Genomic DNA, 13,141 nt, shown 5'->3' with positions numbered 1-13,141 from the left:
CCAGCGAAAGCCGAATATGGACGTCATTGACATCTCGAAACTCAAGCATGCGCGCCCGCTTCACCTCGGGCGCCTTGCAACCGCCGCCGTCCTGCTGGCTGCGGGAGCCTACATCGGTTACGCATTCGCGGTCGGCACCATCGACTGGCCGGTCGTCGGGGAGTACATGTTCAGCGAGCGCATCATGAGGGGTGCGGTCACCACCGTCGTCATCTCGGTGATCGCCATGGCGATCGGCATCGTCATCGGCATCCTGACCGCCATTGCCCGTTCCTCGCGGAACATGGTGCTGTCCTCAGCCGCCATGTTCTACACATGGCTGTTCCGCGGCGCGCCCATGATCCTACAGCTCCTCATTTGGTACAATCTCGCCCTTGTTTTTCCGACGATCGGTATTCCCGGCCTGTGGGAAGCCAAGACGGTAGTCGTGATGACACCGCTTGCCGCGACGCTCATCGCTCTGAGTCTCAATCAGGGCGCCTACACGTCCGAGATCATCCGCTCCGGCATGCTGGCCGTCGATATCGGCCAGTACGAGGCGGCCAAGTCGATCGGCATGACTTACTCCGATACTTTGCGCCGGATCATCCTACCGCAGGCGATGCGCGTGGTCGTGCCACCGCTCGGCAACGAGTTCATCGGCCTGCTGAAGGTGACAGCGCTTGCCAGCATCATCGGGTTCGGCGAACTGCTCGGAACGGCCCAGGACATCTATTACAGCAACGCCAAGATCATGGAGATGCTGTTTGTCGCCACCATCTGGTATCTGGCGATCGTTTCCCTTCTTTCCGTCGTGCAGATGTGGATTGAAAAGCGTTTCGCGCGCGGCTTCGCAAACAGCGGGAGGCACGGATGAAACCCCTCGTATCGGCCGTCAGGCTCGGCAAGAAATTTGGCGACCACCAGGTCCTTCACGATATCAACATCGAGATCATGCCGGGCGAGGTCGTTTGCATCGTCGGCCCTTCCGGATCGGGCAAGACCACGTTTTTGCGCTGCATCAACCAGCTGGAGACGATCGAGATGGGAGCGCTCTATCTCGACGGCGAACTGACCGGATACCGCGTCGAGAACGATGTCGTGCACCGCCTGACCGACAAGGAGATCGCCCGCCAGCGCCGGATCACTGGCATGGTGTTTCAGCGGTTCAATCTCTTTCCGCACATGACGGCGCTGGAGAACGTCATGGAAGGGCCGACGCGGGTCCTGCGGCAGGACCGGCAGGCCGCGCGGGACACGGCGATGGGCCTTCTTGCCCGCGTCGGGCTCGGCGACCGGGCCGACGCCTTTCCCAACAACTTATCGGGTGGGCAGCAGCAGCGGGTCGCGATCGCCCGGGCGCTAGCGATGCAGCCACGGTTGATGCTCTTCGACGAACCGACATCCGCTCTCGATGCCGAACTCGTCGGCGAAGTGTTAGCGGTCATGCGTGATGTCGCGGCGACAGGTATGACCATGGTCATCGTCACACACGAGCTGAACTTCGCCCGCGAGGTGGCGGACAAGATCGTGTTTATGGCGGACGGACGCGTGGTGGAGACCGGCCCGCCCGAGCAGGTATTAGAAGATCCGCAGGAGGCTCGAACCAAAGCGTTCCTGGCGGCGGTCGTCAGCAAGAAGCAGGACGCCGCCTGAGCGGCTGCCGACCATATGTTAACCTCACTTCGAAGGACGTGCCGAGGCCTCATCTCGGCAAGCGATAGAGCCATGCCCGCCATCATCATCAAACCGGACCGCCTCCTCGCCGACCTGCACCGGCTCCGTACGTTCGGAGCCTACAAGACAGGTGTCCATCGCCCCACCTTTTCGCCGGAGGATATGGCGGCGCGCCGCTGGCTGGTGGCGCGTATGCAGGAAGCCGGCCTCTCGTCACGCATGGACGGGATCGGCAACATCGTCGGCGAAAACACTTCTGCGCGGCGGCGGCTTCTCGTCGGCTCGCATTCCGACTCGCAGAATCATGCCGGTTGGCTTGATGGCGCGATGGGCGTCATCTACGGATTGGAAATTGCCCGGGCATTCGTAGAAGCGGGCACGCCCGGCGGCGCGGGAGTGGACGCTGCCGTTTTCGCTGACGAGGAGGCACATTTTGCGAGCTTTCTCGGCAGCCGCTCGGCGATCGGCGCTCTGGATGAAGATGAGATCGATATCGCCCGCAACCTTACGACCGGGGAGACGCTCCGCGAGGCGCTCGCCGACGCTGGCCTCGCGCATCTTGATCGGCGAGCCATCGATCCGTCCCGGTATCTCGGCTATCTTGAAGCCCATATCGAGCAAGGCGACGATCTAGAAGCGCGGGGGTTGAAGCTCGGCGTCGTCACTTGCATTGTAGGCATTCACCAGTACCGCGTGCGGTTTTCGGGGGAAAGCAATCATGCGGGTACTACTCGCATGGCAGTTCGCCGGGACGCCGGCGTGACACTGGTTTCCTTTGCCCACGCAATCGACGAACGGTTTCGGCAACTGGCGGCGGAGCGTACCGTCTGGACGGTTGGCAACATCAGGCTTGATCCCGGCCAAGTGAGCATCATCCCAAATCATGCAGAAATGCTGCTGCAGGTGCGTGATGCCGACCCGGCCGTTCTTGCTCGGATGCGCGTGGCACTGGAGGATCTGGTCGCGATTACAAGAAAGACGGGACCTTGCGAGGTCGAGCTCGAACTTCTGGCGGAGAGCGAGCCGCACGAGATGAACTCCAATTTCCAGGATACGCTCGAGAGCGTCGCCTCCCGTATGGCGCCGAGGCAATGGCAGCGTATGCCGAGCGGCGCCGGACATGATGCTCAGATTCTGGCGCGCATCATGCCAGCGGGCATGCTGTTCGTTCCCAGTATCGGCGGCGTTAGCCATCATGTCGACGAAGACACACAGGAAGACGACATCGTACTGGGCTGCGAGGTTCTGGCTGCAGGTTGCTGTCAAATTCTTGAAACCAATGGTGAAGCAACATGAAGAAGTTCGGTCAATTCGTCGTAGAATGCCTAGCCCATTACGGTGTCGAGTATGTTTTTGGCATTCCGGGGGTACATACACTCGAGCTCTACCGTGGGCTCACGGGCAGCGGAATTCGTCACGTAACCCCTCGACATGAACAGGGCGCAGGCTTCATGGCAGATGGATACGCCCGCGTTTCCGGAAAACCCGGAGTTTGCTTTATTATCACAGGCCCCGGCCTCACCAACATCGCCACTGCGATGGGCCAAGCTTACAGCGATTCTATCCCCATGCTGGTCATTTCGACTGTGAATTCCGCAGGCGCATTGGGATCGGGGGAGGGCCACCTACACGAGCTGCCTGACCAACGCCAACTCATGCGTCAGGTGACGGCTTTTAGTCATACCATTCATGACCCGAACGAATTCGAAACGGTCCTTGCACGCGCGTTTGCTGCCTTCGATTCGTCACGCCCTAGGCCCATTCACATCGAATTACCCGTCGAAATGCTTGCAAGGGAGGTAGATTTTGTGAGGCCATCTCATGATCGCGTTTCGACCGCGCCTCCCACAGCGCATGCGAAAGCAATCATCGAGGCCGCGCAGTACTTGAACAATTCGCAACGTCCGCTCTTAATCGCAGGCGGCGGTGCAACGGGAGCAGCGCAGGAAATCGACGACCTCGCCTCTCGTCTGAAGGCACCTGTCTTGATGACAATTAACGGCCGTGGAATTCTGGCGGCCGGACACCCGTTGGGTCTATCGGTCAGCGCAGCGAGTCTAGCGGCACTGGACCTGATGGAGAGGGCTGATGTCATTCTTGCTATAGGAACCGAACTTGGTCCGACTGACTTCGATAAAACGCTGAAGTCCCGCCGTTATCTTGGTGAGAAGCTCGTAAGGATTGATATCGATCCGGAACAGCTGATGCGGTCTTTGCGACCCGCGATCCGGCTCGTCGGCGACAGCAAGGCTACAATAGAGGCTCTAAACGCGGCAGTGCAACCGCGCGAGGCTGATGGCTGGGGCCAGACGGCGGCTTCAAGTGCCCGGGACGCCCTAGCGAGCGAGCTAACCGCTGCCCAGCGGGTACAAATCAAAATGCTCGAAACACTTCGCGACACACTTCCAGGCGTCGTGATCGTCGGGGATTCTAACCAGCCAGTTTATGCGGGTTGCATGGGCTTCGAGGCTGCGGCTCCAAGAACTTTTTTCAATTCTGCAACAGGCTATGGGACATTGGGCTACGGACTCCCGGCAGCTTTAGGGGCAAGAATCGCCGCTCCCGAACTGCCGGTCGTAGCACTCATGGGCGATGGCGGATTGCAGTTCACACTAGCAGAACTGGGAAGTGTGACAGAGCAGGGTGCGCCGATGATCTTGGTCCTCTGGAACAACAACGGTTATCTTGAGATCGAAAAGGCCATGGTGCGCGCGGATATCGATCCGCTCGGCGTCAGGATTTTTACACCCGATTTCAAGTCAATCGCTACGGCGTTCGATTGGGAGCATGAGACGGCAAGCAACGTCACCGAACTCTCGAAGATCGTTAGGAACGCGGCCGTAACAAGAGCGCGTATCGTCGTCGAACTCGATGAGGGGGCCTTTCGTCTCTGAGAGGCTCAGAGTAAATTGCCCGCGGTTTGTACAAAATCCCGCTACTTGGGAAAGCCGGGGGTGATAAGCGGGAGGGGAAGCACTGCCCTTAAAGTCAAGCGCGCCCCTCCTGTGCGGATGTTGGTGAAGCGTACGTCTGAGCATCCTGCGGACAGATTGACCACCACGAGCGATGATTTGCCCCTTTTTCAAGGTACTATGCTCGTGCTTGGGTGGGTTCTCATCATCCTATCCTCGATGAGGCTGTCCTCATGTCGGGGGATTAGAGCTCGGAAGCGTCAACAATGCTGCTAGCTCGACAAGCGTGCCGCGATGTCCGATGACGATGGAGGCGACACGAGCGCCCTTTTTGCGCTGCCTCCGCCAAACTTTGTCGTGCGGTAAAGCGTGCTAGGAAGGCGCCGTTTAAAATGTCCCCGCACTGGTGGAGCCGACGACCACGGCGGTGCAACGTCTCAATCCGTCGGATAGCCCGGGCTCGTTCATCACAATGTCCCTGCACCAAGTGGTCGCTTTAGGGCCAGGATCGCCGAAATGAAGTGTGTTGTCCGTCACTTGCCGGATTTACGGCGTTTTGACCTAGGGACCGCTGAATCTCCAGCGAAGCCAGTCGGTTCCGATGACCGAGACATAGTAGACTGTCCAACCGTGTGGAGAGAGGAGGCGAGCGTACTAGGCTGTGTTCAGGCCGTCGCCGGCGAAGGACTGCATGATGCCGTCATCCTTCGATTTCCTTTCGAGGTTCGAGACGATGCGGCGTGCCGTTTTTCATGACCTGCGCCCTTCGGAAGGGGGATGCACGGTTCGCCAGTGTGAGGCGATGTCGATGCGACGTGCCACCCAGACGTCTTCGAGTGTCGTGACGTAGTCGAGAAAGCGCTCAAGATCGGCGGCACGTCCGGGCTTTCCAGTAATCCGGCAGTGAAGGCCCACATTCATCATCTTCGGCTGAGTCCGCCCCTCCTTGCGCAGAAGGTCACAAGCCCGTGTCAGGTATGTGGCGAAATCCTGTGCCTGGAGCCCGAAGCCGTTGACGTAGCGCCCGTCATTGTTATCGAGTGTGTAGGGCACCACAAGTTGAGGCTCGCCATTGTCGCTGACCCAGTACGGAAGGTCATCGGAAAAGGAATCCGAATCGTAAGCGAAACCGCCGAGTTCGGACAGGATACGACGGGTATTCATGCTCATCCTGCCAGTATACCAGCCTTGGGGCCGCTCGCCAGTGGCTTCCGTGTGGATGCGGATCGCCTCCAGGATCTGCCGGCGTTCCTCGGCTTCCGGCATGTCGGCATAGTTAATCCACTTCAGACCATGCGAAGCGATTTCCCATCCAGCATCCTTCATGGCGGAGACTGCGGCCAAATTCTTTCGCAGAGCGTTGGCAATGCCGAATACGGTGACAGGAAGACCACGCTCCGTCATAAGCCGATGCAGCCGCCAGAACCCGGCGCGGCTCCCGTATTCATACTGGGATTCGACATTGATATTACGCCTCCCGGCAAGCGGCAAGGTCGGCTCTTCCGTGAGGAAGGCCTCTGAGCCGCCGTCGCCGTCGAGGACGCAGTTTTCGCCTCCTTCCTCGTAATTGATAACGAACTGGATGGCCAGCCTTGCGCCGTTCGGCCACTGCGGGTCAGGCGGTCGGCCGGCAAATCCGAGCAGGTTGCGCCGGGGGGTGAGAGGTGATGTGGACATCCCGACCTCCTCAATAGGCCAAGCGATGAAGGCCGGCTGCGAGCACTTCGATGCCGGCGACGATGTCTTCGATGGATGAATACTCGTCTGGGGTGTGGCTGCGCCCGTCCTTGCTGCGTACGAAGATCATCGCCACCTTTGCAATCTTCGCCATTTGCTGCGAATCATGACCGGCACCGCTTGCCATCAGCATCGTCGGCACTCCCTGCATATCCGCCGCGGCCCTAAGCGTCGAAACAAGCATCGGATCAGAAGGGCAGGCCGGGTGGTCAATCATAATCTTCCAGCTGATCTCCAGGTTACGACGCTTCGCCACCTCCCGCATGAAGGCTTCATGGGTGTCGTAGAGTTTCTGACACAGATCCGGATCGGGGTGGCGCGCGTCCAGCGTAAAGGTTACGCTATCAGGGATGATGGCCGTAGCGTTGGGTTTCACTTGCACACGCCCGACCGTCGATACTGCGGGACGGCCCCATCGATGGGCAGTATCGACCACGCCTGCGGCAATCTCGGCGAAACCCGCCATGGGATCGCGGCGCAGGTCCATCGGGAAAGCGCCGGCATGGTTCTGGGTGCCACGCAGTTCGATTTCGTAATGTCGGATACCGGTAATGCCGGTCACCACCGCAACCGGTAGGTTCGCGTGTTCAAGGATCGGACCCTGCTCGATATGCAGTTCGATGAAACTGTCGATATCGGCGCGCCTGGCCTCCGGAATGAGCGCCGGATCAAGGCCCACCTCTCGCATGGCGCTGGCGATCGTCTCGCCGCCGAAGCCGATGGTAGTCTGCGGATCGTCGGGCCGGGTGCCGCCCGTGATAGCGCGCGAACCCCAGAAATTAGCGGAGGGAAACCGGCTCGATTCCTCTTCGCAGAACGCGATGCATTCCAGCGTGTGCTTCGGCTGGCCGAACTGTTTCTTTAATGCCTTGAGCGCAATCAGCGCCGCGAGTGCACCGAGAATGCCGTCGTAGCGCCCGCCAGGGGTCTGCGAATCGATGTGTGAACCCGAAACGATCGACTTGCCCGGCTCGCTGCCTTCCAGACGCCCCCACACATTGCCGACACTGTCCATCTGCGCGATCAGGCCGGCCTCCTCGCACCAGCGGGCGTAAAGCTTCGTCGCCTCCACCCATTCCGGGGAATAGACCGTGCGAGAGACCCCGGTTCCGCCGTCGGATCCGTGCTGGGCCATGTCGAGAATCAGTTTCTCGACGAAGTCAGGGTCTATAGTGATGCGGGGAGTGGCCGACATTATTGTCTCCATTGACGTAAATCAGGGCTTGTGGCTTGGCATGGGGTAAGAACGCCCGTCACCTCCAGTTTAGCAGGAGGGCGCGCTCGGCGGCTCTTGGGAGGAGGGACTTCCGGGAACAGTTAGGGCTTCAGTGCAAAGATCTGGATCTCGACGAGCAGGCGGGGATCGGCGAGCGGCGCCTCCACGCAGGCCCGCGCGGGCGCGGCATCTGGCGCGACCCACAGGTCCCAGACGCTGTTCATAGCATCGAAATCCGCGCCGTGCTTTAGCCAGATATATGCATGGGTGATAGCGGCCTTACCGGTGCCGACCTCGGCCAGTAAGGCATCGACGCGGGCGAGGATATTGGCGGTCTGTCCGGCAACGTCTAGGTCGCGATCAGAAGATACCTGCCCCGCAAGCACGACCATGGTGCCGCTCAGCGGGAATTCAACGACCTGACTCATACGATTGCTACTGTGGTGACGGGTGATGGACATCCAAATTCTCCTGTTGATGTGCGAGAGTTCCAGCTTTCACGGGCGGATGGGGAAGACGCGGGGCGACATCGCTTCGATGGAGCGGCCGGCCCAATCGCGCGCCGGCGCGTTGGAGATGACCTCGCGTTGCGCCCTGCGCAGCATTTCGATGTCTTCTTCAATGTCGAATGCAATCAGCTTTCCGTCGGCGACTAGCCTCACCCCGTCCACGTAGACATCGCGGATCGCACGGTCGTTTGCCGAATAGACGAGGCTCCGCAACGGATCGTAATCGGGCTGCATGTAGGGATTGGTCATGTCGACGATCGAAAAATCTGCCTTGCATCCGGGGGCCAGCCGACCGAGATCGGGCCGGCGTATTATGTCGGCGCCCCCGGCTGTCGCAGCCGTGAAGGCCTCCGCCGTGCTAGCAGCGGTAAAGCTGCCTGCTACGATGCGTCCCGCGTAGCAGGCCATCCGCAATTCATCGAGCATGTTGTGCGGGAAGGTATCCGTGCCGATGCCACATCGAATGCCAGCCTGACGGTAGCGGTGCAAGGTGTTCATGGCGATGCCACGCCGGGCAAAGACCACCGGGCAATGGGCGACTTGGGCACCGCTGTCACGCAGGACCAAGAAGTCGTCCGCATGGGGATAGTGCAGGAAAGGGTGATCGTTGAGAAAAATTCCGTGCCCGATGACGGTATCCTCGCCAAGCGCCCCGATCTTGCCCAGCCAGCCGATCGGCGTTTCGCCGTAGCGCTTGAGGATCTCTTGGAATTCGATGACGGATTGGGCAGCGTGGATCTGGATCGGCTGCCCCCGCTCGCGCGCCGCTGCCAAAGCATCGAGAATCTGCCCCTCGGTGCAGGTATCGACCTGGGCTGGCGCGATGAAACCCTGGATGCGACCGCTGGCATGGGCGGACGCTTCGTCCGCCGCCGCAATCGCCTCGCGAAGCAGACGGTCGCCGCGGGCAATATCCAGATCGTAGCCGACCGAATGCCCGTCCTTGGTATACCAGGGACCTGAGCGGAACATCGCCCATAGAACCGCCCGGATACCCATTGCGGCATAGTCTGCGGCCCATCCTTCCCTTGCGCCGCCAAGATCGCAGATCGTCGTGACACCGCTCTTCAGCAGTTCAGAAACCGCTACGCGGCAGGCGTGAGGCGCATATTCGGGAGCAACGTTGAAGACGGGCATGAACTCGTAGAGCGAGCTTTGCCCCAGTTTCGGGCTGCCGAGTTCCTCGAGCATCCCCTTCCAGCCGGGTTCATGGCCGGGATGGCTGTGGAGATTGACGAAACCAGGCATGACCATGCGCCGTCTGCCGTCTATCTCAGTATCGAATGGGCCGTCGTATGACTTGCCCACATGCACAATGCGATTTTCGGTAAAGGCGAAATCGCTATGGTTCTCATAGACATGCGATGCGTTTTTGGGATCCCAGGCAACCAGCCATTCGCAATTGCGAATAACGGTAATCAATGGCTTCGTTTCGGTCATTTGCATTCCGTATAAAGAATGATGTTCTGTAAGAGGAAACGATAGCCACTTTCGTTATTTTGTCAACCAAGTAATCTAGACGTTGCGCTCTCGAATTACGCCAGAAATTTGTCTTGACAAACGGCTGCCACATCGCAACCATGGTCTTTATCCAGAATACTGTTCTATGTACGGAACGCATGATGACTGCCATAGACAAAGTTACAAAAATCATTCGCCGTGCCCACTGCGTGGTCTCCTGGGATGACGAACAGGGCGGGCACGTCTATCGGCGCGACGTGGACATCGCCTTCGGTCGATCTATCGTGGCGGTCGGCCACGATCTCGATGCCGACGGGGCAGAGGTGCTGGACGGGCAAGGCTTTATGGTCATGCCCGGGCTGGTCAACACCCATTCGCATCCCGGAGAGGAGCCGCTGAATAAGGGGCTTTGGGACGAGGTCGGCAGTCCCGGCTTCTATAATACCTCCCTTTACGAATATCTGATGGTTCTCGACCGCGATCTGGCCGGTACGCAGGCAGCATATCGCGTCGCCCTCGCCGAATTGCTGAGGAGCGGCGTCACGACGGTCTGCGATCTCGCGGTGCCGACGGAGGGGTGGCTGGACGTGATCGCCGCGACCGGAATCCGCGCTTGTATCGCTCCGATGTTTCGCCAGGCGCGCTGGGTGACGGACAACGGACACAGGTTGAATTACACCTGGGACGTTGCGAGGGGACGCGCAGGCTTCGAGCGTGCCCTTGCCGAAATTGCGCAGGCGGCGCGGCACCCCTCAGGTCGGCTCTTTGGTATGATGGCACCTTCCCAGATCGATACCTGTGACGAAGAACTGCTGCGGGATGCTTATGCGGAGGCCGTCCGCCTCGACATTCCGTTTCAGACCCATGCGGGGCAATCGCTTACCGAGTTTCACGAGATGACGCGCCGACATGGACTGACGCCAATCGGCTTCATGAAAAAGATCGGCATCCTGTCCGAGCGTACAATCATCGGGCACGGCATTTTTCTCGATCATCATCCTTGGGTGCATTGGCCGAAGACCGACGATCTCGACAGTATCGCGAGCGCTGGCGCGACGATTGCCCATTGTCCGACGGTTTTTGCGCGGCGCGGGATCATGCTCGACCATATCGGATTGTACCGGCAGCGGGGCGTCAATCTCAGTATCGGTACCGATGTCTATCCGAACAACATGCTGGATGAAATGCGGCTTGCGATCTACGCTGGCCGGCTCATGGCTGGCAATCCAAGGGATGCGACGCTTGCCGATGTTTTCGCCGCCGCCACGGTTGGCGGGGCGAAAGCGCTGCGCCGTCCCGATATCGGCCGCATCGCACCAGGCGCCAAGGCGGACCTGGTGATGGTGGATTGCCATGCACCCGTGATGCAGCCCTGCAGGGATCCCTTGCGCTCTCTCGTCTTCTCTGCCTCGGATCGCGCCGTCCGCCATGTCTTCGTCGACGGCGGACAGGTCGTGAAGGATGGCGTCGTGCTGACCGTCGACGAGGCGGAAGCGGCAGCAGCCCTTCACGAGGCCCAGTGCCGCGCCGTCACAGGCGTGCCGCGCAACGATTGGGCGGGCCGCACCATCGACCAGCTCGCTCCGCCCTCGCATCGTTGGGCGTGACCAACCGTCTTATTGAAAGGATATCTTCTCATGATCACCAACTCCCAAGTCCGGGCTCTGCCGGACAGCACGCATTGCAGTCCGGATCGCAAGCCATGAGCTCGCTTAAGGAACATGTGATCATTGTTACCGGCGCCGCGCGCGGTATTGGCAAGACAATCGCCGAAACAGTTGCGCGCCAGGGCGGCCATGTCGTCGTGACGGACATCTTGGCGGACGAAGCGAAGGCAGTGGCGGCTGGCATCACTGCGTCCGGAGGATCGGCCACGGCCTTAACCCTGGACATCACCCGGCCAGAAGACGCCGAGGCTGTCGCCGGAAAGGTTCTCGAACGGTTCGGCCGCATCGACGGTCTCGTCAATAACGCGGCCCTGGATGCGCCCCACGGCCGCGCCTGGGAGATAGGCACGGCCGAGTGGAGGCACGTGATTGAGGTGGATCTCAACGGGGCCTGGTATTGCTCTCGCGCCGTCATTCCTGCCATGCGGGCACAGCAGCGCGGCCGGATCGTGTTCATCAGTTCGATTGCCGCCCGCCTGGGCTCGCCGCACCTGTCGCCCGCCTATTCCACAGCCAAGGCGGGCTTGATCGGACTGACCCTCTCGCTTTCGGCCCAGCTCGAATCCGACGGCATCCTAGTCAACGCCATCACGCCGGGGCCGACCGGTAACACGGGCGCCGCCTATTCCGAGGCCAGCCGCAAGGCTTATCTCGATGCGCATCCGCTCGGCTTCGGCGGACCCGAGCCAATCGCCAATGCGGTCGCGTTCCTCCTGGGGCCTGGATCAGACTGGACGAGCGGCGCGGTCATGAATGTCAGCGGCGGACATTTCAGGGGAATCTGACCATGGCCACAGTAATAACGAGCGGATCAAAAAAGTCATACGCAGGTGAGCAAAACGCGGTTCGCTTTCGCGGCGTGAACAAGCATTTCGGTCAAGGCGCCCATGCGCTAACGGTCATTCGTGATCTCAACCTGACGATCGGTAAGGGCGAGTTCTTCTCTCTGCTCGGCCCCAGCGGGTGCGGCAAGACGACGGCCCTGCGCATGATCGGCGGATTCGAGCACCCGAGCGAGGGCGATGTGCTGCTTGATGGCGAGAGCATCATCGGCGTGCCGCCATACCGGCGCGACGTCAACATGGTCTTCCAGTCATATTCGCTGTTCCCGCATATGGACGTCTATGAAAACATTGAGTACGGACTGCGCCGCAAGAAGATCCCGCGCCAAGAACGGCGCAAGCGGATTGCTGATGTCGTCGGGCTCGCCCAACTCGACGACTACGTCTCGCGGCGTCCGAACCAGTTGTCCGGGGGCCAGCAGCAGCGCGTCGCGCTCGCTCGCGCTCTGGTCAATCGGCCGAAGGTACTGCTACTGGACGAACCACTCGCGGCGCTCGACGCGAAGCTTCGCGGTACTATGCAGGAGGAACTCCGCCGTATTCAGCGCGAGGTCGGTATCACGTTCGTTTTCGTCACCCATGACCAACAGGAGGCTTTTGCATTATCGGACCGGGTTGCGGTAATGCGCGCGGGCCGTCTGGAGCAGGCCGGTACGCCGCTGGAACTTTACAACAAGCCCGCCACTCGCTTCGTCGCCGATTTCGTAGGTCAGTCGAATTTCATCAGCGGACCGGTTTGCACCACCACGCGTTGCCTTCTCGAACTTGGTCAGGAAGGCGATCGCGTCTTTCTACCCGCTGAAACGCCCCGCACGACGGCCACGATTGTCGTTAGGCCGGAGCAAATCGCTTTGCATGCGGACCGGCCAGAATTGCAGGGTGAAAGCCTCTCCCGCCTCGCCGGGGTTGTGAGTGAAAACACGTTTCTGGGTTCGAAACACGTCCTCCGGATCAAGACATGTCTGCCGGAACCAATCCTAGTCGAAACCAGCCAAGGCGCTGCGAGTGCACTGGCGCCGGAACCGGGCCGTTCGCTCTGGCTCTCGTGGAGGTCCGGTGACGGCGCGCTGCTCGCCGACTGAAGCGCCAAGACCATTCCCCGATATCGTCGTGGACGCGCGCATGTGCATCCGCGATCCCT

General features: G+C 60.3%; 11 protein-coding genes. 7 read left to right on the top strand and 4 right to left on the bottom strand.

Going from position 1 to position 13,141, the window contains the following annotated elements:
- Positions 1-16 precede the first annotated feature (16 nt).
- From ABWW11_RS23675 to ABWW11_RS23660, 4 genes are all read left to right on the top strand, one after another.
- Positions 17-856, top strand: coding sequence for an amino acid ABC transporter permease (locus tag ABWW11_RS23675; protein WP_109365674.1), 840 nt, complete (start codon positions 17-19; stop codon positions 854-856).
- Entirely contained in the window at positions 853-1,635 is a 783-nt protein-coding gene (locus ABWW11_RS23670) for an amino acid ABC transporter ATP-binding protein (protein ID WP_109365675.1), read from the top strand. The genes ABWW11_RS23675 and ABWW11_RS23670 overlap by 4 nt, the downstream gene beginning before the upstream one ends.
- Before the next feature lie 72 nt (positions 1,636-1,707).
- Complete coding sequence (locus ABWW11_RS23665) at positions 1,708-2,952, top strand: hydantoinase/carbamoylase family amidase (protein ID WP_109365676.1); 1,245 nt, start codon at positions 1,708-1,710, stop codon at positions 2,950-2,952.
- Positions 2,949-4,550, top strand: a complete 1,602-nt coding sequence (locus tag ABWW11_RS23660; protein WP_109365677.1) for a 5-guanidino-2-oxopentanoate decarboxylase — start codon at positions 2,949-2,951, stop codon at positions 4,548-4,550. The genes ABWW11_RS23665 and ABWW11_RS23660 overlap by 4 nt, the downstream gene beginning before the upstream one ends.
- Before the next feature lie 768 nt (positions 4,551-5,318).
- On the opposite strand, the gene puuE is transcribed toward ABWW11_RS23660, so the two are convergent.
- The 4 genes from puuE to ABWW11_RS23640 all read right to left on the bottom strand — a co-directional run bounded on the left by puuE (position 5,319) and on the right by ABWW11_RS23640 (position 9,470).
- The gene (puuE, locus tag ABWW11_RS23655; protein ID WP_109365678.1) at positions 5,319-6,245 is read right to left on the bottom strand and encodes an allantoinase PuuE; all 927 of its coding nucleotides are present in this window, start codon (positions 6,243-6,245) and stop codon (positions 5,319-5,321) included.
- A gap of 10 nt (positions 6,246-6,255) precedes the next feature.
- A complete protein-coding gene (locus ABWW11_RS23650; protein WP_109365679.1) occupies positions 6,256-7,500 on the bottom strand; it encodes a hydantoinase/carbamoylase family amidase in 1,245 nt (414 codons plus the stop codon).
- Positions 7,501-7,622: 122 nt separating this feature from the next.
- A complete protein-coding gene (locus ABWW11_RS23645; RefSeq protein WP_109365680.1) occupies positions 7,623-7,982 on the bottom strand; it encodes a RidA family protein in 360 nt (119 codons plus the stop codon).
- Positions 7,983-8,018: 36 nt separating this feature from the next.
- A complete protein-coding gene (locus ABWW11_RS23640) occupies positions 8,019-9,470 on the bottom strand; it encodes an amidohydrolase family protein (protein ID WP_319080919.1) in 1,452 nt (483 codons plus the stop codon).
- Positions 9,471-9,652: 182 nt separating this feature from the next.
- On the opposite strand from ABWW11_RS23640, the gene ABWW11_RS23635 reads away from it, so the two are divergent.
- The 3 genes from ABWW11_RS23635 (at position 9,653) to ABWW11_RS23625 (ending at position 13,082) form a co-directional block, all read left to right on the top strand.
- A complete protein-coding gene (locus ABWW11_RS23635) occupies positions 9,653-11,098 on the top strand; it encodes an amidohydrolase family protein (RefSeq protein ID WP_319080920.1) in 1,446 nt (481 codons plus the stop codon).
- A 95-nt stretch (positions 11,099-11,193) separates the two neighbouring features.
- Positions 11,194-11,943, top strand: coding sequence for an SDR family NAD(P)-dependent oxidoreductase (locus tag ABWW11_RS23630; RefSeq protein WP_109365683.1), 750 nt, complete (start codon positions 11,194-11,196; stop codon positions 11,941-11,943).
- A gap of 2 nt (positions 11,944-11,945) precedes the next feature.
- Positions 11,946-13,082 (top strand): ABC transporter ATP-binding protein, encoded by a 1,137-nt coding sequence (locus tag ABWW11_RS23625; RefSeq protein ID WP_109365684.1) that lies wholly within the window; start codon positions 11,946-11,948, stop codon positions 13,080-13,082.
- The last annotated feature ends 59 nt before the right edge of the window (positions 13,083-13,141 follow it).

The sequence above is a fragment of the Brucella sp. NBRC 113783 genome, assembly GCF_040372265.1.
Taxonomy (GTDB): Bacteria; Pseudomonadota; Alphaproteobacteria; order Rhizobiales; family Rhizobiaceae; genus Brucella; species Brucella teleogrylli.
Note: the sequence above shows the minus strand (reverse complement) of the source record. Positions and strands in the feature narration are given on the sequence as shown.